Below are 22,955 nucleotides of genomic sequence, written 5' to 3' on the forward strand. Positions count from 1 at the left end.
ATTTCTATAGTGTGCGCAAGTGGTATGAAGTGGGTAAAAGTGGGATCAACTGGCAAGGAAAGCCAACCACCGGGGGAAACGCTGACGTGTTTCGCGGAGCTAACGCCATCAGTCTCGACGCCAAAGGGCGCCTCGCGATGCCGAGTCGGTATCGTGACGAGCTCGTTTCGCGTTGCAATGGCCAGCTCATCGTCACCATCGATGCCGTCGACCCCTGCCTGACCGTCTACCCCTTGCCCGAATGGGAAATCATCGAAGCCAAGCTCCGCGAGCTGCCCTCGCTGCGTGAAGAGACGCGGCGCCTGCAGCGTTTGCTGATCGGCAACGCGGTGGACCTGGAACTGGATGGCAACGGGCGTTTCCTGGTGCCGCCGCGGCTGCGCGAGTACGCCAAGCTGGACAAGCGGGCGATGCTCGTCGGCCAGTTGAACAAGTTCCAGTTGTGGGACGAAGACAAGTGGAATGCGGTGGCCGAGGCCGACCTCGCCGCCATCAAGGAACCCGGCGGACTGCCGGACGAACTACGCGACCTTATTTTGTGAGCCTGCCTGTGAACGCCACCTACCAACACATCACCGTACTGCTCGAGGAGGCCGTCGAAGCGCTGGCCCCAAGGGCGGGCGGCTGCTATGTGGACGGTACCTTCGGCAGGGGAGGGCACAGCCGGGCCTTGCTTGGCAGGCTGGACCCGGGCGGGCGGTTGCTCGGGTTCGACAAGGACCCCCAGGCGATAGCCACGGGTCAAGCACTGGCGGCCGAAGATGGCCGCTTCGTCGTTGTACAAAGGTCGTTCGCCGAGATGGGCGAAGAGCTGGCCGCGCGCGGCCTGACCGGCCAGGTCGACGGCGTTCTGCTGGACCTGGGCGTGTCCTCGCCGCAGCTGGACGACCCCGAGCGCGGCTTCAGCTTCCTCAACGACGGCCCGCTGGACATGCGCATGGACCCCAGTCGCGGTGTCAGCGCCGCCCAGTGGATCGCCAGCGCCGCCGAGGACGAGATCGCCCGGGTGTTCAAGGAGTACGGCGAGGAGCGTTTCGCCAAGCGCATGGCCCGCGCCATCGTGCAGCGCCGGGCGGAGAAGCCCTTCGTACGCACCGCCGACCTGGCCGCCGTGATCACCGAGGCCAACCCGGCCTGGGAAAAGGGCAAGAACCCGGCCACCCGGGCCTTCCAGGGCCTGCGTATCCACGTCAACAACGAACTGGGCGACCTCGAGCGCGGCCTGGACGCCGCCCTGGAGGCGCTGGCCGTGGGCGGCCGCCTGGTGGTGATCAGCTTCCATTCCCTGGAAGACCGCATCGTCAAGCAGTTCATGCGCAAGCACGCCAAGGGCGAGGCGGACAACCTGCCGCGCGACCTGCCGATCCGCGCCAAGGCCTTCGAGCCGCGCCTGAAGCTGCTGGGCAAGCCGCAGTACGCTTCCGAGGCCGAGCTCAAGGCCAACCCGCGCTCGCGCAGCGCGGTGATGCGCGTGGCGGAGAAGCTGCGATGAGCCGCCTGTTCGCCAAGCGCCTGCCCACCGGCAGCTTCATCATGCTGCTGCTGTTCATCGGCGTGCTGCTGTCGGCGATTTCCGTGGCCTACAGCGCCTACTGGAACCGCCAGTTGCTGAACACCCTGTACACCGAGCTGAGCGTGCGCGACAAGGCGCAGGCCGAGTACGGCCGGCTGGTCCTGGAGCAGAGCACCTGGACCGCCTACAACCGCATCGAGACCCTGGCCACCGGCCAGTTGAAGATGCGCGTGCCGGACCCGGCGGAAATCATCATGGTGGCGCCATGAAGAACCTCAACGGCGCGCTCTACCCCTGGCGTTTCCGCGTCGCCGTCGGCCTGTTGCTGGCGATGGTGTCGGCCATCGTCTGGCGCATCGTCGACCTGCACGTGATCGACCACGACTTCCTTCAGGAGCAGGGCGACGCGCGCAGCGTGCGGCACATCTCCATTCCGGCCCACCGCGGGCAGATCACCGACCGCAACGGCGAGCCGCTGGCGGTGAGCACGCCGGTCGCCACCCTCTGGGCCAACCCCAAGGAGCTGGTCCTCGAACGCGACAAGTGGCCGATCCTGGCCCATGCCCTGGGGATCAACCGCGACGCGTTGAGCGCGCGGCTGGAGCAGATGGCCGACAAGGAATTCATCTACCTGGTCCGCGGGCTGACGCCCGAGCAGGGCGAGGCGGTGATGGCCGAGGTCAAGGCCAACAGGATTCCCGGCGTCTACTCCATCGAGGAGTTTCGTCGTTTCTACCCGGCCGGCGACGTCACCGCCCAGGTGGTCGGCTTCACCGACGTGGACGACCGCGGCCGCGAGGGCGTCGAGCTGTCCTACGACAGCTGGCTGGCCGGCGTGCCGGGCAAGCGCCAGGTGCTCAAGGACCGCCGCGGCCACCTGATCCGCGACCTGCAGGTCACGCGCAACGCCAAGGCCGGCAAGACCCTGGCGCTGTCCATCGACCTGCGCCTGCAGTACCTGGCCAACCGCGAGCTGCGCAACGCCATCGTCGAGAACGGCGCCAAGGCCGGCAGCCTGGTGATCCTCGACGTGAAGACCGGCGAGGTCCTGGCCATGGCCAACCAGCCGACCTACAACCCGAACAACCGCCGCGACATGCAGCCGGAGATGATGCGCAACCGCGCCATGATCGACGTCTTCGAGCCGGGTTCGACCATGAAGCCGTTCTCCATGAGCGCGGCCCTGGAAACCGGGCGCTGGAAGCCCAGCGACACCGTCGAGGTCTACCCGGGCACCCTGCAGATCGGCCGCTACACCATCCGCGACGTGTCGCGCACCGAAGGCCCGGTGCTGGACCTCACCGGCATCCTCATCCGCTCCAGTAACGTGGGCATGAGCAAGGTCGCCTTCGACATCGGCGGCGAAGCCATCTACCAACTGATGCAGAAGGTCGGCCTCGGCCAGGACACCGGCCTTGGCTTCCCCGGCGAGCGCGTCGGCAACCTGCCCAACTACCGCGAGTGGCGCAAGGCCGAGACCGCGACCCTGTCCTACGGCTACGGCCTGTCGGTCACCGCCATCCAGCTGGCCCATGCCTACGCGGCCCTGGCCAACAACGGCCAGACGGTGCCGCTGACCATGGTCCGCGCCGACCGCCTGCCGACCGCCACCCAGGTGATCCCGGAGCCGGTCGCCAAGACCATGCAGGGCATGCTGCAGCAGGTGGTCGAGGCGCCGAACGGCGTCTACCGCGCCCAGGTCCCCGGCTATCACGTGGCCGGCAAGTCCGGTACCGCGCGCAAGACCCAGACCGGCGCCAAGGGCTACGCCGAGAACTCCTACCGCTCGCTGTTCGCCGGCTTCGGGCCGATGAGCAACCCGCGTTTCGTGGTCGTCGTGGTGATCGATGAACCCAGCAAGGCCGGCTACTTCGGTGGCCTGGTCTCGGCCCCGGTGTTCAGCAAGGTGATGTCCGGCACGCTGCGCTTGATGAACATTCCGCCAGACAACCTGCAGACGACCCCGCAGCAGCAAGCCGATGCTGCGCCCACGAAAGGAGGGCGTGGCTGATGCCGATGAGCCTCAACCAACTGCTGCCGCAGGCCGAAGCCGGCGTGCTGATCCGCGAGCTGACCCTGGACAGCCGCGCGGTCAAGCCGGGCGACCTGTTCCTGGCCATTCCCGGCGCCCAGCATGACGGCCGCGCGCACATCGCCGATGCCGTCGCCCGTGGCGCCGCCGCCATCGCCTACGAAGCCGAGGGCGCGTCCGTCGCGCCCATCGGCGATACGCCGCTGGTCGCCATCAAGGGCCTGGCCGCCCAGCTCTCGGCCATCGCCGGGCGCTTCTACGGCGAGCCCAGCCGCGGCATCGAGCTGATCGGCGTGACCGGCACCAACGGCAAGACCAGCGTCAGCCAGCTGCTGGCCCAGGCCCTGGACCTGCTCGGCCAGCGCTGCGGCATCGTCGGCACCCTCGGCAACGGTTTCCACGACGCCCTGGAAAGCGGCAAGCACACCACGCCCGACGCCCTGGCGCTGCAGGCCACCCTGGCGCGGCTGAAACAGGCCGGCGCGCGCGCCGTGGCCATGGAAGTGTCCTCCCATGGCCTGGAGCAGGGCCGCGTGGCCGCCCTCGAATTCGACGTCGCGGTGTTCACCAACCTGTCCCGCGACCACCTCGACTACCACGGCACCATGGAAGCCTATGGCGCCGCCAAGGCCCGGCTGTTCGCCTGGCCGGGCCTGAAGTGCCGGGTGATCAACCTGGACGACGCCTTCGGCCGCCAACTGGCCGGCGAAACCCATCCCTCGCGCCTGATGGGCTACAGCCTGGAAGACGCCAGCGCCTTCCTCTATTGCCGCGAGGCGCGCTTCAGCGACGCCGGCGTCGAAGCCCTGCTGGTCACGCCCAAGGGCGAAGGCGTGCTGCGCAGTTCGCTGCTCGGCCGCTTCAACCTGAGCAACCTGCTGGCGGTGGTCGGCGCGCTGCTCGGCTTGGACTACCCGCTTGGCGACATCCTCAAGCTGCTGCCGCAGCTGCAAGGCCCGGTGGGCCGCGTGCAGCGCCTGGGCGGTGGCGACAAGCCGCTGGTGGTGGTGGACTACGCCCACACCCCCGACGCCCTGGAGAAAGTCCTGCTGGCGCTGCGTCCGCACGCCCACGGCAAGCTGCTGTGCCTGTTCGGCTGCGGCGGCGACCGCGACCGCGGCAAGCGCCCGATCATGGCCCAGGTGGCCGAACAGCATGCCGACGGCGTGCTGGTGACCGACGACAACCCGCGTAGCGAAGACAGCGCGCGGATCATCGACGACATCCGCGCCGGTTTCGCCAGGCCCGAGGCCGTGCGCTTCGTGCCGGGCCGCGGCCAGGCCATCGCCGAGCTGATCGCTAGCGCCAGCGCCGACGACGTGGTGCTGCTGGCCGGCAAGGGCCATGAGGATTACCAGGAGATCGCCGGCGTCCGCCATTCGTTCTCCGATCTGCAAGAAGCCGCCAAGGCGCTGGCTGCCTGGGAGGTGAAGAAAGATGCTTAAGCCGCTGCTGCTCAGTGAAGTCGCCGCCGCCCTCGAGGGCCGCGTGCTCGGCGCCGACGTCGCCTTCGACGCGGTGAGCACCGACAGCCGCGCCATCGAGGCCGGCCAGCTGTTCGTCGCCCTCGCCGGGCCGCGCTTCGACGGCCATGACTACCTTGCCGAGGTCGCCGCCAAGGGCGCCGTCGCCGCCCTGGTGCAGCGCGAAGTGGCGGATGCGCCGCTGCCGCAACTGCTGGTGGCCGATACCCGCGAGGCCCTTGGCCGCCTGGGCGCGCTGAACCGCGCCGGTTTCACCGGCAAGGTGGCGGCGGTCACCGGCTCCAGCGGCAAGACCACGGTCAAGGAGATGCTCGCTAGCATCCTGCGCACCCAGGGCGAAGTCCTGGCCACCCGCGGCAACCTGAACAACGACCTGGGCGCGCCCCTGACCCTGCTGCAGATCGGCCCGCAACACGCCAGCGCGGTGATCGAGCTGGGCGCCTCGCGCGTCGGCGAGATCGCCTACACCGTCGGCCTGACGCGCCCGCAGGTGGCCATCATCACCAACGCCGGCACCGCCCACGTCGGCGAGTTCGGCGGCCAGGACAAGATCGTCCAGGCCAAGGGCGAGATCCTCGAAGGGCTCGACGATACCGGCACCGCCGTGCTCAACCTCGACGACCGCGCCTTCGACACCTGGAAGAAGCGCAATGGCGAACGCCGCGTGCTGAGTTTCGCGCTGAACAAGACCAGCGCCGACTTCCACGCCCGCGACCTGCAGCGCGACGCCCGCGGCTGCGTCGGCTTCACCCTGCTGGGGCTGGCCGGCGAGGCGCGCATCCAGCTCAACCTGCTGGGCGAGCACAACGTCGCCAACGCCCTGGCCGCCGCCGCCGCCGCCCACGCCCTTGGCGTGCCGCTGGTCGGGATCGTCCAGGGCCTTGCGCAACTGCAGCCGGTCAAGGGCCGCGCGGTAGCCCAGCTGGCGACCAACGGCATGCGGGTGATCGACGACAGCTACAACGCCAACCCGGCGTCAATCTGCGCGGCCATTGATATACTCGCCGGCTTTTCCGGCCGGACCGTCCTGGTCCTCGGGGACATGGGCGAACTGGGCGCCTGGGCCGAGGCCGCGCACCGCGAGGTGGGCGCCTACGCCGCGGGCAAGGTCGGTGCGCTCTATGCCGTGGGGCCGCTGATGCGCAACGCCGTCGAGGCGTTCGGCGCGGCGGGCCGGCACTTCGCCGACCAGGCCAGCCTGATCCAGGCCCTGGCCGGCGAACCCTCCACCACCACCATTCTGATCAAGGGCTCGCGCAGCGCGGCGATGGACAAGGTCGTCGCGGCGCTGTGCGCGTCCCCCGAGGAGAAACATTAATGCTGCTGCTGCTCGCCGAGTACCTGCAACAGTTCTACAAGGGCTTCGGCGTCTTCCAGTACCTGACCCTGCGCGGCATCCTCAGCGTGCTGACCGCGCTCGCCCTGTCGCTGTGGCTGGGGCCGTGGATGATCCGCACCCTGCAGATCCGCCAGATCGGCCAGGCCGTGCGCAACGACGGGCCGCAGTCGCACCTGTCGAAGAAGGGCACCCCGACCATGGGCGGCGCCCTGATCCTCACCGCCATCGCCATCAGCACCCTGCTCTGGGCCGACTGGTCGAACCGCTACGTCTGGGTGGTGCTGGCCGTGACTCTGCTGTTCGGCGCCATCGGCTGGGTCGACGACTACCGCAAGGTGATCGAGAAGAACTCCCGCGGCCTGCCGAGTCGCTGGAAGTATTTCTGGCAGTCGGTGTTCGGCCTGGGCGCCGCGGTCTTCCTCTACCTGACCGCCGAGACGCCGGTCGAGACCACGCTGATCCTGCCGCTGCTGAAGAACATCGAGATCCCCCTGGGCATCTTCTTCGTGGTGCTGACCTACTTCGTCATCGTCGGCTCCAGCAACGCGGTGAACCTGACCGACGGCCTGGACGGCCTGGCGATCATGCCGACGGTGATGGTCGGCGGCGCCCTGGGCATCTTCTGCTACCTGTCGGGCAACGTGAAATTCGCCGAATACCTGCTGATCCCCAACGTGCCGGGGGCCGGCGAGCTGATCATCTTCTGCGCCGCCATCGTCGGCGCCGGGCTGGGCTTCCTGTGGTTCAACACCTACCCGGCGCAGGTCTTCATGGGCGACGTCGGCGCGCTGGCCCTGGGCGCCGCGCTGGGCACCATCGCGGTGATCGTGCGCCAGGAAATCGTGCTGTTCATCATGGGCGGGGTGTTCGTCATGGAAACCCTGTCGGTGGTCATCCAGGTCGCCAGCTTCAAGCTGACCGGGAAACGGGTGTTCCGCATGGCGCCCATCCACCACCACTTCGAACTCAAGGGCTGGCCGGAGCCGCGCGTGATCGTGCGCTTCTGGATCATCACGGTGATTCTCGTGCTGATCGGCCTGGCCACGTTGAAACTGCGTTGAGGGCAGAGCGAGCATGAGCCTGATCGCTTCGGACAATTTCCGCATCGTTGTCGGCCTCGGCAAGAGCGGCATGTCGCTGGTGCGCTTCCTGGCGCGCCAGGGCGTGCCTTTCGCCGTGGCCGACACCCGCGAGAATCCGCCGGAGCTGGCCAGCCTGCGCGCCCAGTACCCGCAGGTGGAAGTACGCTGCGGCGAGCTGGACGCCGGCTTCCTCTGCCGCGCCAGCGAGCTGTACGTCAGCCCCGGCCTGTCGCTGCGCACGCCGGCGCTGGTCGAGGCCGCCGCCCGTGGCGTGCGCCTGTCCGGCGACATCGACCTGTTCGCCCGTCACGCCAAGGCGCCGATCGTCGCCATCACCGGCTCCAACGCCAAGAGCACCGTGACCACCCTGGTCGGCGAGATGGCCGCGGCGGCCGGCAAGCGCGTGGCCGTGGGCGGCAACCTGGGCACCCCGGCCCTGGACCTGCTGGCCGACGACGTCGAGCTGTACGTGCTGGAGCTGTCCAGCTTCCAGCTGGAGACCTGCGAGCGCCTGGGCGCCGAGGTCGCCACCTGCCTGAACGTCAGCGAAGACCACATGGACCGCTACGACGGCATGGCCGACTACCACCTGGCCAAGCACCGCATCTTCCGCGGCGCGCGCCAGGTCGTGGTGAACCGCGCCGACGCCCTGAGCCGGCCGCTGATCGCCGACTCGGTGCCGTGCTGGACCTTCGGCACCAACAAGCCCGACTTCAAGGCCTTCGGCCTGGTGGAAGAGGGTGGCGAGAAGTACCTGGCCTTCCAGTTCGAGGCGCTGATGCCGGTGCGTGAGCTGAAGATCCGCGGCGCCCACAACCAATCCAACGCTCTGGCCGCCCTGGCCCTGGGCCACGCCGTAGGCCTGCCGTTCGAGCCCATGCTGCGGACCCTGCGTGAATTCGCCGGCCTGGCCCACCGTTGCCAGTGGGTCGGCGAGCGCGCCGGGGTGAGTTTCTATGACGACTCCAAGGCCACCAACGTCGGCGCCGCGCTGGCCGCCATCGAAGGCCTGGGCGCCGACATCGACGGCAAGCTGGTGCTGCTCGCCGGCGGCGACGGCAAGGGCGCGGACTTCAGCGCCCTGCGCGAGCCGGTGGCGAAGTTCTGCCGCGCCGTGGTGCTGCTCGGCCGTGATGCCGAGCTGGTCGGCGCCGCGTTGAGCGACGAGACGCCGAAGGTGCGCGTGCAGACCCTGGACGAAGCCGTGCGCAAGGCCGCCGAGCTGGCCAAGCCGGGCGATGCCGTGCTGCTGTCGCCGGCCTGCGCCAGCCTGGACATGTTCAAGAACTTCGAAGAGCGCGGCCGCCTGTTCGCCAGGGCCGTGGAGGAGATCGCCTGATGTTCTCCTTCCTGCGTCCGTACCCGTCCCCGCTGATCAGCCGCAACGGCATCGATCTGGACTTCCCGCTGCTCGCCGGTTGCCTGGCGCTGCTCGGCCTGGGTCTGGTGATGGTGACCTCGGCGTCCTCGGAAGTGGCGGCGGCGCAGTCGGGCAACCCGCTGTACTTCTCGGTGCGCCACCTGATCTACCTGGCCATCGGCTTCGTCGCCTGCGGCGTGACCATGCTGACGCCGATGGAGACCTGGCAGCGCCACAGCTGGAAGCTGCTGGGCGTGGCCTTCCTGCTGCTGGTGGCGGTGATCACCCCCGGCGTCGGCCGCGAGGTCAACGGTTCCATGCGCTGGATCGGCTTCGGCCTGTTCAACATCCAGCCCTCGGAGATCGCCAAGGTCTTCGTGGTGGTGTTCATGGCCGGCTACCTGGTGCGCCGCCAGCACGAGGTGCGCGAGAGCTGGATCGGCTTCTTCAAGCCCTTCGCCGTGCTGCTGCCGTTCGCCGGCCTGCTGCTGCGCGAGCCGGACTTCGGCGCCACCGTGGTGATGATGGGCGCCGCGGCGGCCATGCTGTTCCTCGGCGGCGTCGGCCTGTTCCGCTTCGGCCTGATGGTGGCCCTGGCGGTGGGCGCGGTGGCCCTGCTGATCTGGACGCAACCCTACCGGATGGCGCGCCTGACCAACTTCAGCGACCCCTGGGCCGACCAGTTCGGCGCCGGCTACCAGCTCAGCCAGGCGCTGATCGCCTTCGGCCGCGGCGGCTGGCTGGGCATGGGCCTGGGCAACAGCATCCAGAAGCAGTTCTACCTGCCCGAGGCGCACACCGACTTCGTGTTCGCCGTGCTGGCCGAGGAGCTGGGCATCGTCGGCGCCCTGGCCACCGTCGGCCTGTTCGTCTTCGTCGGCCTGCGCGCGCTCTACATCGGCATCTGGGCCGAGCAGGCCAAGCAGTACTTCTCCGCCTACGTGGCCTACGGCCTGGCGTTCCTGTGGATCGGCCAGTTCCTGATCAACGTCGGGGTGAACGTCGGCCTGCTGCCGACCAAGGGCCTGACCCTGCCGTTCCTCAGCTACGGCGGTTCCTCGCTGGTCATCTGCTGCGGCTGCCTGGGCATGCTGCTGCGCATCGAATGGGAGCGGCGCACCGCGGTGGGCAGCGAAGAGTACGAATTCACCGAGGAGGACTTCGCCGATGAAAGGTAACGTCCTCATCATGGCCGGCGGCACCGGCGGCCACGTGTTCCCGGCCCTGGCCTGCGCCCGCGAGTTCCAGGCCCGCGGCTATGCCGTGCACTGGCTCGGCACCCCGCGCGGCATCGAGAACGACCTGGTGCCCAAGGCCGGTCTGCCGCTGCACCTGATCAACGTCAGCGGCCTGCGCGGCAAGGGCCGCCTGGCCCTGCTGCGCGCGCCCTTCGACCTGCTCAAGTCGCTGTTCCAGGCCCTGGGCGTGGTGCGCAGGCTCAAGCCGGTGTGCGTGCTCGGCCTGGGCGGCTACGTCACCGGTCCCGGCGGCGTGGCGGCGAAGCTGAGCGGCGCGCCCCTGGTGATCCACGAACAGAATGCCGTCGCCGGCACCGCCAACCGTGGCCTGGCGCCGTTGGCCAAGCGCGTCTGCGAGGCCTTCCCGGACACCTTCCCGGCCAGCGCCAAGCGCCTGACCACCGGCAACCCGGTGCGCGCCGAGCTGTTCCTCGAGGCCGATGCCCGCGCCGAGCTGGCTGGCCGCAAGGTCAACCTGCTGGTGCTGGGCGGCAGCCTGGGCGCCGAGCCGCTGAACAAACTGCTGCCCGAGGCGCTGCGGCTGATCCCCGCCGAGCAGCGCCCGGCCATTCGCCACCAGGCCGGTCGTCAGCATGCCGAGGTCACCGCGGAGCGTTACGCCCAGGCCGGTGTCCAAGCCGACGTCGCTGCGTTCATCGGCGACATGGCCGCGGCCTACGCCTGGGCCGACCTGGTGATCTGCCGCGCCGGCGCCCTGACCGTCAGCGAGCTGACCGCCGCCGGCCTGCCGTCCTTCCTGGTGCCGCTGCCCCACGCGATCGACGACCACCAGACCCGCAATGCCGAATTCCTGGTACGGGAGGGCGCCGCCCGCCTGCTGCCGCAAAAGTCTACCGGCGCCGCCGACCTGGCCGCGCAGCTGTCCGAGGTATTGATGCATCCCGAATCCCTGAAGCAGATGGCCGCCAGCGCCCGCCGCCTGGCCATGCCCGAGGCTACCCGCACGGTAGTCGATGCCTGCCTGGAGGTGGCCCGTGGTTAAGGAACCCAACGGCATCACCCGCACCATGCGGCGCATCCGCCGCATCCACTTCGTCGGCATCGGCGGCGCGGGCATGTGCGGTATCGCTGAAGTGCTGCTGAACCTCGGCTACGAAGTGTCCGGTTCCGACCTCAAGGCCTCGGCTGTGACCGAGCGCCTGGAGAAGTTCGGCGCCCAGGTATTCATCGGCCACCGCGCGGAAAACGCCGACGGCGCCGACGTGCTGGTGGTTTCCAGCGCGGTGAACAAGGCCAACCCGGAAGTCGCCGCCGCCCTGGAGCGCCGCGTGCCGGTGGTGCCGCGCGCGGAAATGCTCGCCGAGCTGATGCGCTACCGCCACGGCATCGCCGTGGCCGGCACCCACGGCAAGACCACCACCACCAGCCTGATCGCCTCGGTGTTCGCCGCCGGTGGGCTGGACCCGACCTTCGTCATCGGCGGCCGCCTGAACGCCGCCGGCACCAACGCGCAGCTGGGCACCAGCCGCTACCTGGTGGCCGAGGCCGACGAGAGCGACGCCAGCTTCCTGCACCTGCAGCCGATGGTCGCCGTGGTCACCAACATCGACGCCGACCACATGGCCACCTACGGCGGCGACTTCAACAAGCTGAAGAAGACCTTCGTCGACTTCCTGCACAACCTGCCGTTCTACGGCCTGGCGGTGATGTGCGTGGACGACCCGGTGGTCCGCGAAATCCTCCCGCAGGTGGCGCGCCCGACCGTCACCTACGGCCTGAGCGAGGACGCCGACGTCCGCGCCATCAACATCCGCCAGGAAGGCATGCGCACCTGGTTCACCGTGCTGCGCCCGGAGCGCGAGCCGCTGGACGTCTCGGTGAACATGCCCGGCCTGCACAACGTGCTGAACTCCCTGGCGACCATCGTCATCGCCACCGACGAGGGCATCTCCGACGAAGCCATCGTCCAGGGCCTGTCCGGCTTCCAGGGCGTGGGCCGGCGCTTCCAGGTCTACGGCGAGCTGCAGGTCGACGGCGGCAGCGTGATGCTGGTCGACGACTACGGCCACCACCCGCGCGAAGTCGCGGCGGTGATCAAGGCCGTGCGCGGCGGCTGGCCGGAACGGCGCCTGGTGATGGTCTACCAGCCGCACCGCTATACCCGCACCCGCGACCTCTACGAAGACTTCGTGCAGGTGCTCGGCGAGGCCAACGTGCTGCTGCTGATGGAGGTCTACCCGGCCGGCGAGGAGCCGATCCCCGGCGCCGACAGCCGCCAGCTGTGCCACAGCATCCGCCAGCGCGGCCAGCTCGACCCGATCTACCTGGAGCGTGACGGCGACCTCGCCGCGCTGCTCAAGCCGCTGCTGCGCGCCGGCGACATCCTGCTCTGCCAGGGCGCCGGCGACATCGGCGGCCTGGCCCCGGCGCTGATCAAGAACCCGATGTTCGGCGGCGACGCCCCGAGGAAGGCGTGATGAACGACGCACTCAAATCCACCCTCGAGCCCCGCGCCTTCGGCCGCGTCGCCGTGCTCTACGGCGGCAAGAGCGCCGAGCGCGAGGTCTCGCTGAAGTCCGGCGGCATGGTCCTCAAGGCCCTGCAGGACGCCGGGGTGGACGCCTTCGGCATTGACGTGGGCGACGACCTGCTGCAGCGCCTGCTGAGCGAGAAGATCGACCGCGCCTTCATCATCCTCCACGGCCGTGGCGGCGAGGACGGCAGCATGCAGGGCCTGCTGGAAGTCGCCGGCATCCCCTACACCGGCAGCGGCGTGCTGGCTTCGGCCCTGGCCATGGACAAGCTGCGCACCAAGCGCGTGTGGCTGAGCCTTGGCCTGCCGACGCCGGCCTATGCCGTGCTGGCCAGCGAGGACGACTGCCGCCGCGCCGCGACGGAACTGGGCTTCCCGCTGATCGTCAAGCCGGCCCATGAAGGCTCCAGCATCGGCATGGCCAAGGTCGACGGCGTGGACGCGCTGATCGCCGCCTGGCGCAGCGCCGCCGAATACGACTCGCAAGTGCTGGTCGAGCAGTGGATCAGCGGCCCCGAGTTCACCGTGGCCACCCTGCGCGGCCAGGTGCTGCCGGCCATCGGCCTGGGCACCCCGCACAGCTTCTACGACTACGACGCCAAGTACCTGGCCAGCGACACCCAGTACCGCATCCCCTGCGGCCTGAGCCCCGAGAAGGAGCGCGAGCTGCAGGACCTGTGCGCCCGCGCCTGCGAGGCCCTCGGCATCCAGGGCTGGGGGCGGACCGACGTGATGCAGGACGCCGAGGGGCGTTTCTGGCTGCTCGAAGTCAACACCGCACCGGGCATGACCGACCACAGCCTGGTGCCCATGGCCGCGCGCGCGGCCGGCCTGGATTTCCAGCAACTGGTGCTGGCGATCCTCGCCGACAGCGTCGAGGCAAGGGGGTAAGACCATGAACGGCGCGATGCTCCGCCACTCGCAACCCGGTATCGGCCGCGTGCCCGCACGCAAGCCGGTGCCGCGCGGCGCCAGCCGCCTGGTGGCGAAGGAGCCGATCAGCGCTCGCCTGCCCAGGCCCAGCTTCGGCTTCCTGCGCATGCTGATGTGGCCGGTGCTGCTGGCCGTGCTGGGCTTCGGCGCCTACCAGGGCGCGCAGTACGTGCTGCCCTATGCCGACCGCCCGATCGCCAAGATCAGCGTCGAAGGCGACCTCAGCTACATCAGCCAGCAGGCGGTGCAGCAGCGCATCGCACCGTTCGTCTCGGCCAGCTTCTTCAGCATCGACCTGGCCGGCATGCGCCAGGAACTGGAGCAGATGCCCTGGATCGCCCACGCCGAAGTCCGCCGCGTCTGGCCGGACCAGGTGGTGATCCACCTGGAGGAACAACTGCCGGTGGCCCGCTGGGGCGACGAAGCGCTGCTGAACAACCAGGGCCAGGCCTTCGCGCCCCACGAGGTGTCGCACTACGAGCACCTGCCGCGCCTGTCCGGCCCGCAGTTCGCCCAGCAGAAGGTGATGCAGCAGTACCAGATCCTCAGCCAACTGCTGCGGCCCCTGGGCTTCACCATCGCCAGCCTGGAGATGAGCTCGCGCGGCGCCTGGACCCTGGATACCGCCCAGGGCGTGCAGATCGTCCTGGGCCGCGACCACACGGTCGAACAGATCCGCCGTTTCGTGACCATCTACGAAAAGGCCCTGAAAGAACAGATATCGAAGATTGCGCGCATCGACATGCGCTACCCCAACGGCCTGGCCGTGGCGTGGCGCGACCCGCTGCCGCAGACGGACGTGGCCCAGGCCGCGCCCGCGCAGTGATTTGAGGAGACAGCAATAAACATGGCAAGCGTGCAGAGCGGCAAGATGGTCGTCGGCCTGGACATCGGCACCTCCAAGGTGGTGGCGCTGGTGGGCGAGGTAGCGGCCGATGGCAAGCTGGAGATCGTCGGCATCGGCACCCATCCGTCGCGCGGCCTGAAGAAGGGCGTGGTGGTGAACATCGAGTCCACCGTGCAGTCCATCCAGCGGGCCATCGACGAGGCGCAGCAGATGGCCGGCTGCCGGATCCACTCGGCCTTCGTCGGCATCGCCGGCAACCACATCCGCAGCCTGAATTCCCACGGCATCGTGGCGATCCGCGACCGCGAGGTGAGCCCGGCCGACATCGACCGCGTGCTCGACGCCGCCCAGGCCGTGGCGATCCCGGCCGACCAGCGGGTGCTGCACACCCTGGCGCAGGACTACGTGATCGACAACCAGGAAGGCGTGCGCGAGCCGCTGGGCATGTCCGGCGTGCGCCTGGAAGCCAAGGTGCACGTGGTGACCTGCGCGGTGAACGCCGCGCAGAACATCGAGAAGTGCGTGCGCCGCTGCGGTCTGGAAGTCGACGACATCATCCTCGAGCAACTGGCTTCGGCCTACTCGGTGATCACCGAGGACGAGAAGGAACTGGGCGTGTGCCTGGTGGACATCGGCGGCGGCACCACCGACATCGCCATCTTCACCGAAGGCGCCATCCGCCATACGGCAGTGATCCCGATCGCCGGCGACCAGGTCACCAACGACATCGCCATGGCCCTGCGCACGCCCACGCAGTACGCCGAGGAAATCAAGATCCGCTACGCCTGCGCACTGGCCAAGCTGGCCGGCGCGGGCGAAACCATCAAGGTGCCCAGCGTCGGCGACCGGCCGCCGCGGGAGCTGTCGCGCCAGGCCCTGGCCGAGGTGGTGGAGCCGCGTTACGACGAGCTCTTCACCCTGGTCCAGGCCGAGCTGCGCCGCAGCGGCTACGAGGACCTGATCCCGGCCGGGATCGTCCTGACCGGCGGCACCGCCAAGATGGAAGGCGCCGTGGAGCTGGCCGAAGAGATCTTCCACATGCCGGTGCGCCTGGGCGTGCCGCATGGCGTCAAGGGGCTGACCGACGTCGTGCGCAATCCTATCTATTCCACTGGCGTGGGCCTGCTCATGTATGGCCTGCAGAAGCAATCCGACGGCATCTCCATGTCCGGCGGCAGCTTCAGCGATGAACCCAAGACACCTGTTCTGGAACGGCTCAAACGCTGGGTCCAGGGCAATTTCTGATTTACCGGCGCGGTAAAACGTAGGCGACACAACTAGAAAGGAAGGAGAGGGGAAAATGTTTGAACTCGTCGATAACGTCCCACAAACGGCAGTAATCAAAGTCATCGGTGTCGGTGGCGGCGGCGGCAACGCCGTGAACCACATGGCCAAGAACAACGTCGACGGCGTGGAGTTCATCTGCGCCAACACCGACGCTCAGGCGCTGAAGAACATCGCGGCGCGCACCGTGCTGCAGCTCGGCCCGGGCGTGACCAAGGGCCTGGGCGCCGGCGCCAACCCTGAAGTCGGCCGCCAGGCCGCGATCGAGGATCGCGAGCGCATCGCCGAGGTGCTGGAAGGCGCCGACATGGTCTTCATCACCACCGGCATGGGTGGCGGCACCGGTACCGGTGCGGCGCCGATCATCGCCGAAGTGGCCAAGGAAATGGGCATCCTGACCGTTGCAGTGGTCACCCGTCCGTTCCCGTTCGAAGGCCGCAAGCGCATGCAGATCGCCGACGAGGGCATCCGCTCCCTGGCGGAAAGCGTCGACTCGCTGATCACCATCCCCAACGAGAAGCTGCTGACCATCCTCGGCAAGGACGCCAGCCTGCTGGCAGCCTTCGCCAAGGCGGACGACGTGCTGGCCGGCGCCGTGCGCGGCATCTCCGACATCATCAAGCGTCCGGGCATGATCAACGTCGACTTCGCCGACGTGAAGACCGTGATGAGCGAGATGGGCATGGCCATGATGGGTACCGGCGCCGCCAGCGGCCCGAACCGCGCCCGCGAGGCCACCGAGGCGGCGATCCGCAACCCGCTGCTGGAAGACGTCAACCTGCAGGGCGCGCGCGGCATCCTGGTGAACATCACCGCCGGTCCCGACCTGTCCCTGGGCGAGTACTCCGACGTGGGCAACATCATCGAGCAGTTCGCCTCCGAGCACGCCACCGTCAAGGTGGGCACCGTGATCGATCCGGACATGCGCGACGAACTGCACGTCACCGTGGTCGCCACCGGCCTGGGCGCACGCCTGGAAAAACCGGTCAAGGTGGTCGACAACACCGTGCAGACCCAGGCGGTCAGCAGCCAGGCTCCGGTACAGCGCGAGCAGCAATCGGTGAACTACCGCGACCTGGACCGCCCGACCGTGATGCGCAACCAGGCGCACGGCAGCGCGGCCACCGCGGCCAAGCTCAACCCGCAGGACGACCTGGACTACCTGGACATCCCGGCATTCCTGCGTCGCCAGGCCGATTGAGGCAATTTATCAGGAGTATGAATGTGATTGGTGTTCAGCAAAGGGCGGTTCTGCTATCATCGCCGCCCATTGTTGACAACAGTTCGCAACTTGCGCGAAAGCGGCCAAAGCCATGATCAGACAACGCACCTTGAAGAACATCATCCGGGCCACCGGCGTCGGTCTGCACTCGGGGGAGAAGGTCTACCTCACCCTGAAGCCGGCTCCGGTGGACAGCGGTATCGTGTTCGTCCGTACCGACCTCGACCCGGTGGTGGAAATTCCGGCTCGGGCCTCGAACGTCGGCGAGACCACCATGTCGACCACCCTGGTCAAGGGTGACGTCAAAGTGGATACGGTGGAGCATCTGCTCTCGGCCATGGCTGGCCTGGGCATCGACAACGCCTATGTCGAGCTGTCCGCCTCGGAAGTGCCGATCATGGACGGCAGCGCGGGGCCCTTCGTATTCCTGATCCAATCCGCCGGCCTGCAGGAGCAGGAGGCGGCCAAGAAGTTCATCCGCATCAAGCGTGAAGTGACCGTGGAAGAGGGCGACAAGCGCGCCACTTTCGTTCCCTTCGACGGCTTCAAGGTGAGCTTCGAGATCGATTTCGATCACCCGGTCTTCCGTGGTCGCACCCAGAAGGCGACGGTGGACTTCTCCAGCACTTCCTTCGTCAAGGAAGTCAGCCGTGCGCGGACCTTCGGGTTCATGCGTGACATCGAGTACCTGCGTTCGCAGAACCTGGCGCTCGGTGGCAGCGTGGAGAACGCCATCGTGGTCGACGAGTATCGCGTGCTCAACGAAGACGGCCTTCGTTACGAGGACGAGTTCGTCAAGCACAAGATCCTGGACGCCATCGGTGACCTGTACCTGCTTGGTAACAGCCTTATCGGCGAGTTCCGCGGCTTCAAGTCCGGCCATGCCCTGAACAACCGCCTGCTCCGCGCACTCATCGCGGACAAGGAGGCCTGGGAAGTGGTCACCTTCGAAGACGCGAGCACCGCGCCGATTTCCTACATGCGGCCCGCTGCGGCCGTTTGAGGAAACCTCCTCCTTTCAAGCTGTACATATTGAAGGCCACCCCCGGGTGGCCTTTTTTTATGCGCGCGAAATGGCGCGGGCAGGAGGCTTGGAGTTTGGAGGGGGAAAGTTCTCACGAGTTCATCGGCAAGCGCCGACGAGGGGCGTTATGAGACCGGCGGTAGGCGAGGGGTTCAGTCTTCGCGCGGGCGGCTGCGGCTGGCCAGGCGTTCCAGGGCCGCGCGCAGGCGCGGGTTGGCGATGCCTTCGGCGGCCTCCTGCAGGGCCTCGGCGGCGGCGGGGGAGAGCTGGTGGGTGTGCACCGGCGCCTGGCGCTCGACCTGGGGCTGGACCTTGAACAGGATGTGCTGCAGCCCGGCGAACTCGTCGAACATCTGCAACTGGCGCAGCAGGCGCTTCTGCTGGTAGCGCAGGCGCGTGGCCCAGTGCGCGTCGGTGAGCACCAGCAGCAGGTTGCCGCCGCGCCAGGAGGCGACCCGGCAGTGCGGGCGCGCGGCCGGCTGCAGCTGGCTGTCGAGCAGCTGTTGCAACTGGGCGAGGCGCTGGGCCTCGTTGAACAGCGACTGCAGCGGCTTGGCTTCGCGCAGCAGCTTGGTGGTGGCCTGTGCGGGCAGCGGGCGGAACGCCATGGTGAAAATTCCGGGGTTGTTGAGCGCCGATGGTATCAGAATGCGGTCGTCGCAGGCCGTCGCGCCGACGCCCGCCGGCGCCGAGCCTTGAACTTTGCCGGCGCGACACAATATAAAGCAGGCGGACTGCCAGTCCTCCCCCGAGTTCCTGCCGGGCAATGTGCGCGCATGGAAAGTCCCCGGCATGACCTGGGCACTTCTTTCGTTCACGTTTCCGAGTAGAATGCCCCCTTTGCCGTCGATGCAAGCCGCGGCCAGCCAGTCGGGCAGCCCTCCATTCCCCAAGTTCGGATGACCCAGTCGATATGTTTGCGCCTTTGTTGAAAAAACTCTTTGGAAGCAAGAACGAGCGTGAAGTGAAGCGCATGGCCAAGCAGGTCCAGGCCATCAATGCGCTCGAACCACAGATGGTGGCGCTTTCCGATGAGCAACTGAAGGCCAAGACCGAGGAATTCAAGCAGCGCCTGGCCAAGGGCGAGACCCTCGACCAGATCCTCCCGGAAGCCTTCGCCGTGTGCCGCGAGGCGGGCAAGCGGGTGATGGGCATGCGTCACTTCGACGTCCAGCTGATCGGCGGCATGACCTTGCACGAGGGCAAGATCGCCGAGATGCGCACCGGCGAGGGCAAGACCCTGGTGGGCACCCTGGCGGTGTACCTGAACGCGCTGTCCGGCAAGGGCGTGCACGTGGTCACCGTGAACGACTACCTGGCCCGCCGCGACGCCAACTGGATGCGTCCGCTGTACGAGTTCCTCGGCCTCTCGGTGGGCATCGTCACGCCCTTCCAGCCGCCGGAAGAGAAGCGCGCGGCCTACGCCTCGGACATCACCTACGGCACCAACAACGAATTCGGCTTCGACTACCTGCGCGACAACATGGCCTTCAGCCTGCAGGACAAGTTCCAGCGCGAGCTGAACTTCGCCGTGGTCGACGAAGTGGACTCCATCCTCATCGACGAGGCGCGGACCCCGCTGATCATCTCCGGCCAGGCCGAAGACAGCTCCGAGCTGTACATCAAGATCAACAAGCTGATCCCGCGCCTGAAGCGCCACATCGAGGAAGTCGAGGGCCAGGTGACCCAGCAGGGCCACTACAGCATCGACGAGAAGACCCGCCAGGTCGAACTCAACGAGCAGGGCCACGCCTACGTCGAGGAACTGCTGAGCCAGGCCGGCCTGCTCGGCGAGGGCGAGAGCCTCTACTCGGCGCACAACCTCAGCCTGCTGACCCACGTCTACGCCGCGCTGCGCGCCCACACGCTGTTCCACCGCAACGTCGAGTACATCGTCCAGGGTGACCAGGTCCTGCTGATCGACGAGCACACCGGCCGCACCATGCCCGGCCGCCGCCTCTCCGAGGGCCTGCACCAGGCCATCGAGGCCAAGGAAAACCTGCCGATCCAGGCCGAGAGCCAGACCCTGGCCTCCACCACCTTCCAGAACTACTTCCGCCTCTACACCAAGCTGTCCGGCATGACCGGCACCGCCGACACCGAGGCCTTCGAGTTCCGCCAGATCTACGGCCTGGACGTGGTGGTGATCCCGACCCACCGGCCGGTCGCCCGTAAGGACTTCAACGACCTGGTCTACCTGACCCAGGAAGAGAAGTACGCCGCGATCATCACCGACATCCAGCAGAGCCAGGCCCTGGGCCGGCCGATCCTGGTCGGTACCGCTTCCATCGAAACCTCCGAGTACGTGTCCAAGCTGCTGGAGCAGGCCGGCATCGAGCACAAGGTGCTCAACGCCAAGTACCACGAGAAGGAAGCCGAGATCATCGCACAGGCCGGCGCGCCGGGCTCGGTGACCATCGCCACCAACATGGCCGGCCGTGGTACCGACATCCTCCTGGGCGGCAACTGGGAAGCCGAGATCGCCAGCCTGGAGAACCCCAGCGACGAGCAGATCGCCCAGATCAAGGCCGAGTGGCAGAAGCGCCACCAGCAGGTGATCGAGGCCGGCGGCCTGCATGTGATCGCCTCCGAGCGCCACGAATCCCGCCGTATCGACAACCAGCTGCGGGGCCGTTCCGGCCGCCAGGGCGACCCGGGTTCCAGCCGCTTCTACCTGTCGCTGGAAGACAACCTGATGCGCATCTTCGCCTCCGACCGGGTGAAGAACTTCATGAAGGCCCTGGGCATGCAGCCGGGCGAGGCCATCGAGCACCGCATGGTCAGCAACGCCATCGAGAAGGCGCAGCGCAAGGTCGAAGGCCGCAACTTCGACATCCGCAAGCAACTGCTCGAATTCGACGACGTGGCCAACGAGCAGCGCAAGGTGATCTACCACATGCGCAACAGCCTGCTGGCCGCGGAGAACATCGGCGACACCATCGCCGAGTTCCGCGAGGAAGTGCTGAACAACACCATCAGCCAGCACATCCCGCCGCAGTCGCTGCCCGAGCAGTGGGACATCGCCGGCCTGGAAGCCGCGCTGTACAGCGACTTCGGCCTGAAGCTGCCGGTCCAGCAGTGGCTGGACGACGACGAGAAGCTCTACGAGGAGACCCTGCGCGAGAAGATCCTCGCCGAGCTGGTCGCCGCCTACAACGAGAAGGAAGACCTGGCCGGCGCCGAGGCCCTGCGCACCTTCGAGAAGCAGATGCTGCTGCGCGTGCTGGACGACCTGTGGAAGGACCACCTGTCCACCATGGACCACCTGCGCCACGGCATCCACCTGCGCGGCTACGCGCAGAAGAACCCGAAGCAGGAGTACAAGCGCGAGTCCTTCAACCTGTTCCAGGAACTGCTGGACTCGATCAAGCGCGACACCATCCGCGTGCTGTCCTTCGTCCAGGTCCGCCGCGAGGACCCGGCCGAGGAAGAGGCGCGCCTGCGCCGCGAAGCCGAGGAAATGGCCAAGCGCATGCAGTTCCAGCATGCCGAGGCGCCGTCCATCGACCAGGCCCCCGATGCCGAGGAAGGCGAAGAGGGCGAGCAGGGTCCGGGCCAGGTCGTGCCGCTGGAGCCGGTGCGCGCCGAGCCGAAGATCGGCCGCAACGAGCTGTGCCCCTGCGGTTCCGGCAAGAAGTACAAGCATTGCCACGGCCAGGTGAACTGATCCGCCTGCCGTCGTAACCCCCGACGCCGCGACCGGCCCTGCCGCTCGCGGCGTTTTTCACATTCGATCCACCCTTTTTCCTGAGGAGCACATCCATGGCTGTCGGTCTCGGCCCCATCTCCACCCTGCACCCGGTCCCCGGCTTCGAACTCGGCATCGCTTCCGCCGGCATCAAGCGCCCCGGTCGCAAGGACGTCGTGGTGATGCGATGCGCCGAAGGCTCCAGCGTGGCGGGTGTGTTCACCACCAACGCCTTCTGCGCCGCGCCCGTGCTGCTGTGCAAGCAGCGCTTCCTCGGGCCGGTGCGCTACCTGGTGACCAACACCGGCAACGCCAACGCCGGCACCGGCGAGCCGGGCCTGGCCAACGCCTCGGCGGTATGTGCCAAGCTGGCCGAGCTGGCCGGCGTGGACGAAAGCCAGGTGCTGCCGTTCTCCACCGGGGTGATCGGCGAGCCGCTGCCGGTGGCCAAGATCGAAGCCGCGCTGCCGGCCGCCCTGGCCGCCCTGGGCCCGGACAACTGGGCCGAGGCCGCCGCCGGCATCATGACCACCGACACCCTGCCCAAGGGCGCCAGCCGCCAGTTCGTGCATGACGGCGTCACCGTCACCGTCACCGGCATCAGCAAGGGCGCCGGCATGATCAAGCCGAACATGGCCACCATGCTCGGCTACATCGCCACCGACGCCAAGGTCGCCCAGGGCGTGCTGCAGGACCTGCTGCGCGACGCGGCGAACAAGTCGTTCAACCGCATCACCATCGACGGCGATACCTCCACCAACGACAGCTGCATCCTGGTCGCCACCGGTCAGGCCGCGCTGCCGGAGATTACCCAGGCCAGCGGCGCGCTGTTCAGCGCCCTGAAGCAGGCGGTGATCGAGGTGTCCATGGAGCTGGCCCAGGCCATCGTCCGCGACGGCGAGGGCGCCACCAAGTTCGTCACCGTGCAGGTCAACGGCGGCGGCACCCACCAGGAGTGCCTGGACGTCGGCTACGCCGTGGCCCACTCGCCGCTGATCAAGACCGCGCTGTTCGCCTCCGACCCGAACTGGGGCCGCATCCTGGCCGCGGTCGGCTACGCCGGCGTGCCGAACCTGGACGTCAGCAGGATCGACGTCTTCCTCGACGAAGTCTGCATCGCCAGCCGCGGCTGCCGCGCCGCCAGCTACACCGAGGACCAGGGCGCGCGGGTGATGGCCCAGGAAGAGATCACCATCCGCATCGAACTGGGCCGCGGCGACTGCAGCGAGACCATCTGGACCACCGACCTGTCCCACGAGTACGTGAAGATCAACGCGGAATACAGGACTTGATGGGAGCGGGAAGCTTGAAGCTGGAAGCTGGAAGCCGGAAGTGAAAGGCGCCACGCTCTCTAGCTTCTAGCTTCTAGCTTCTAGCTTCTAGCTTCTAGCTTCTAGCTTCTAGCTTCTAGCTTC

General features: G+C 67.8%; 19 protein-coding genes. 18 read left to right on the forward strand and 1 reads right to left on the reverse strand.

Annotated features, from left to right (window positions below):
- Positions 1-86: 86 nt before the first annotated feature.
- The 16 genes from mraZ (at position 87) to lpxC (ending at position 17,831) form a co-directional block, all read left to right on the forward strand.
- Complete coding sequence (gene mraZ, locus FG99_RS22220) at positions 87-542, forward strand: division/cell wall cluster transcriptional repressor MraZ (protein WP_043272369.1); 456 nt, start codon at positions 87-89, stop codon at positions 540-542.
- 8 nt (positions 543-550) lie between these two features.
- Positions 551-1,492, forward strand: coding sequence for a 16S rRNA (cytosine(1402)-N(4))-methyltransferase RsmH (gene rsmH / locus FG99_RS22225; RefSeq protein ID WP_009617904.1), 942 nt, complete (start codon positions 551-553; stop codon positions 1,490-1,492).
- Complete coding sequence (gene ftsL / locus FG99_RS22230) at positions 1,489-1,782, forward strand: cell division protein FtsL (protein ID WP_009617905.1); 294 nt, start codon at positions 1,489-1,491, stop codon at positions 1,780-1,782. Before rsmH ends, ftsL begins: the two co-directional genes overlap by 4 nt.
- Entirely contained in the window at positions 1,779-3,524 is a 1,746-nt protein-coding gene (locus tag FG99_RS22235) for a peptidoglycan D,D-transpeptidase FtsI family protein (protein WP_043272370.1), read from the forward strand. The genes ftsL and FG99_RS22235 overlap by 4 nt, the downstream gene beginning before the upstream one ends.
- The gene (locus FG99_RS22240; RefSeq protein ID WP_043272371.1) at positions 3,524-4,990 is read left to right on the forward strand and encodes a UDP-N-acetylmuramoyl-L-alanyl-D-glutamate--2,6-diaminopimelate ligase; all 1,467 of its coding nucleotides are present in this window, start codon (positions 3,524-3,526) and stop codon (positions 4,988-4,990) included. Before FG99_RS22235 ends, FG99_RS22240 begins: the two co-directional genes overlap by 1 nt.
- Positions 4,983-6,347, forward strand: coding sequence for a UDP-N-acetylmuramoyl-tripeptide--D-alanyl-D-alanine ligase (murF, locus tag FG99_RS22245; RefSeq protein WP_043272372.1), 1,365 nt, complete (start codon positions 4,983-4,985; stop codon positions 6,345-6,347). The genes FG99_RS22240 and murF overlap by 8 nt, the downstream gene beginning before the upstream one ends.
- Positions 6,347-7,429, forward strand: a complete 1,083-nt coding sequence (gene mraY, locus FG99_RS22250) for a phospho-N-acetylmuramoyl-pentapeptide-transferase (protein WP_009617910.1) — start codon at positions 6,347-6,349, stop codon at positions 7,427-7,429. The genes murF and mraY overlap by 1 nt, the downstream gene beginning before the upstream one ends.
- Positions 7,430-7,442: 13 nt before the next feature.
- The gene (gene murD, locus FG99_RS22255; RefSeq protein WP_043272373.1) at positions 7,443-8,789 is read left to right on the forward strand and encodes a UDP-N-acetylmuramoyl-L-alanine--D-glutamate ligase; all 1,347 of its coding nucleotides are present in this window, start codon (positions 7,443-7,445) and stop codon (positions 8,787-8,789) included.
- Entirely contained in the window at positions 8,789-9,988 is a 1,200-nt protein-coding gene (gene ftsW / locus FG99_RS22260; RefSeq protein WP_043272374.1) for a putative lipid II flippase FtsW, read from the forward strand. Before murD ends, ftsW begins: the two co-directional genes overlap by 1 nt.
- Entirely contained in the window at positions 9,978-11,051 is a 1,074-nt protein-coding gene (gene murG / locus FG99_RS22265) for an undecaprenyldiphospho-muramoylpentapeptide beta-N-acetylglucosaminyltransferase (protein ID WP_043272375.1), read from the forward strand. The genes ftsW and murG overlap by 11 nt, the downstream gene beginning before the upstream one ends.
- Positions 11,044-12,486, forward strand: a complete 1,443-nt coding sequence (murC, locus tag FG99_RS22270; protein ID WP_009617917.1) for a UDP-N-acetylmuramate--L-alanine ligase — start codon at positions 11,044-11,046, stop codon at positions 12,484-12,486. The genes murG and murC overlap by 8 nt, the downstream gene beginning before the upstream one ends.
- On the forward strand, positions 12,486-13,433 hold the full coding sequence (locus tag FG99_RS22275) for a D-alanine--D-alanine ligase (RefSeq protein ID WP_043272376.1): 948 nt from the start codon (positions 12,486-12,488) through the stop codon (positions 13,431-13,433). The genes murC and FG99_RS22275 overlap by 1 nt, the downstream gene beginning before the upstream one ends.
- Before the next feature lie 4 nt (positions 13,434-13,437).
- The gene (locus FG99_RS22280; protein WP_043272377.1) at positions 13,438-14,301 is read left to right on the forward strand and encodes a cell division protein FtsQ/DivIB; all 864 of its coding nucleotides are present in this window, start codon (positions 13,438-13,440) and stop codon (positions 14,299-14,301) included.
- Positions 14,302-14,322: 21 nt separating this feature from the next.
- On the forward strand, positions 14,323-15,567 hold the full coding sequence (ftsA, locus tag FG99_RS22285; RefSeq protein ID WP_043272378.1) for a cell division protein FtsA: 1,245 nt from the start codon (positions 14,323-14,325) through the stop codon (positions 15,565-15,567).
- 55 nt (positions 15,568-15,622) lie between these two features.
- Positions 15,623-16,807 carry a cell division protein FtsZ gene (gene ftsZ, locus FG99_RS22290; protein WP_009617925.1) on the forward strand — a complete coding sequence of 395 codons (1,185 nt, stop codon included), beginning with the start codon at positions 15,623-15,625 and terminating at the stop codon, positions 16,805-16,807.
- Positions 16,808-16,919: 112 nt separating this feature from the next.
- Positions 16,920-17,831: a UDP-3-O-acyl-N-acetylglucosamine deacetylase gene (gene lpxC / locus FG99_RS22295; RefSeq protein ID WP_009617927.1), complete on the forward strand. Its 912-nt coding sequence runs from the start codon at positions 16,920-16,922 to the stop codon at positions 17,829-17,831.
- Between the two features lie 173 nt (positions 17,832-18,004).
- On the opposite strand, the gene FG99_RS22300 is transcribed toward lpxC, so the two are convergent.
- Complete coding sequence (locus tag FG99_RS22300) at positions 18,005-18,460, reverse strand: DciA family protein (RefSeq protein WP_043272379.1); 456 nt, start codon at positions 18,458-18,460, stop codon at positions 18,005-18,007.
- A gap of 305 nt (positions 18,461-18,765) precedes the next feature.
- Here FG99_RS22300 and secA point away from each other — a divergent pair, with 305 nt between their 5' ends.
- Positions 18,766-21,519, forward strand: a complete 2,754-nt coding sequence (gene secA / locus FG99_RS22305) for a preprotein translocase subunit SecA (protein ID WP_009617931.1) — start codon at positions 18,766-18,768, stop codon at positions 21,517-21,519.
- A 95-nt stretch (positions 21,520-21,614) separates the two neighbouring features.
- Positions 21,615-22,832 (forward strand): bifunctional glutamate N-acetyltransferase/amino-acid acetyltransferase ArgJ, encoded by a 1,218-nt coding sequence (argJ, locus tag FG99_RS22310; RefSeq protein WP_043272380.1) that lies wholly within the window; start codon positions 21,615-21,617, stop codon positions 22,830-22,832.
- Positions 22,833-22,955: the final 123 nt, after the last annotated feature.

The organism is Pseudomonas sp. AAC, assembly GCF_000725445.1.
GTDB classification, from domain to species: domain Bacteria; phylum Pseudomonadota; class Gammaproteobacteria; order Pseudomonadales; family Pseudomonadaceae; genus Pseudomonas; species Pseudomonas citronellolis.

What these genes read in the sequence shown, in the direction of transcription:
- FG99_RS22235 (WP_043272370.1), top strand. Translation starts at nt 1,779, where the DNA reads ATGAAGAACCTCAACGGCGCGCTCTACCCCTGGCGTTTCCGCGTCGCC.
- FG99_RS22275 (WP_043272376.1), top strand. Translation starts at nt 12,486, where the DNA reads ATGAACGACGCACTCAAATCCACCCTCGAGCCCCGCGCCTTCGGCCGC.
- ftsW (WP_043272374.1), top strand. Translation starts at nt 8,789, where the DNA reads ATGTTCTCCTTCCTGCGTCCGTACCCGTCCCCGCTGATCAGCCGCAAC.
- FG99_RS22280 (WP_043272377.1), top strand. Translation starts at nt 13,438, where the DNA reads ATGAACGGCGCGATGCTCCGCCACTCGCAACCCGGTATCGGCCGCGTG.
- argJ (WP_043272380.1), top strand. Translation starts at nt 21,615, where the DNA reads ATGGCTGTCGGTCTCGGCCCCATCTCCACCCTGCACCCGGTCCCCGGC.
- secA (WP_009617931.1), top strand. Translation starts at nt 18,766, where the DNA reads ATGTTTGCGCCTTTGTTGAAAAAACTCTTTGGAAGCAAGAACGAGCGT.
- FG99_RS22300 (WP_043272379.1), bottom strand. Translation starts at nt 18,460, where the DNA reads ATGGCGTTCCGCCCGCTGCCCGCACAGGCCACCACCAAGCTGCTGCGC.
- murF (WP_043272372.1), top strand. Translation starts at nt 4,983, where the DNA reads ATGCTTAAGCCGCTGCTGCTCAGTGAAGTCGCCGCCGCCCTCGAGGGC.
- ftsL (WP_009617905.1), top strand. Translation starts at nt 1,489, where the DNA reads ATGAGCCGCCTGTTCGCCAAGCGCCTGCCCACCGGCAGCTTCATCATG.
- FG99_RS22240 (WP_043272371.1), top strand. Translation starts at nt 3,524, where the DNA reads ATGCCGATGAGCCTCAACCAACTGCTGCCGCAGGCCGAAGCCGGCGTG.
- ftsA (WP_043272378.1), top strand. Translation starts at nt 14,323, where the DNA reads ATGGCAAGCGTGCAGAGCGGCAAGATGGTCGTCGGCCTGGACATCGGC.
- lpxC (WP_009617927.1), top strand. Translation starts at nt 16,920, where the DNA reads ATGATCAGACAACGCACCTTGAAGAACATCATCCGGGCCACCGGCGTC.
- murD (WP_043272373.1), top strand. Translation starts at nt 7,443, where the DNA reads ATGAGCCTGATCGCTTCGGACAATTTCCGCATCGTTGTCGGCCTCGGC.
- mraY (WP_009617910.1), top strand. Translation starts at nt 6,347, where the DNA reads ATGCTGCTGCTGCTCGCCGAGTACCTGCAACAGTTCTACAAGGGCTTC.
- murG (WP_043272375.1), top strand. Translation starts at nt 9,978, where the DNA reads ATGAAAGGTAACGTCCTCATCATGGCCGGCGGCACCGGCGGCCACGTG.
- ftsZ (WP_009617925.1), top strand. Translation starts at nt 15,623, where the DNA reads ATGTTTGAACTCGTCGATAACGTCCCACAAACGGCAGTAATCAAAGTC.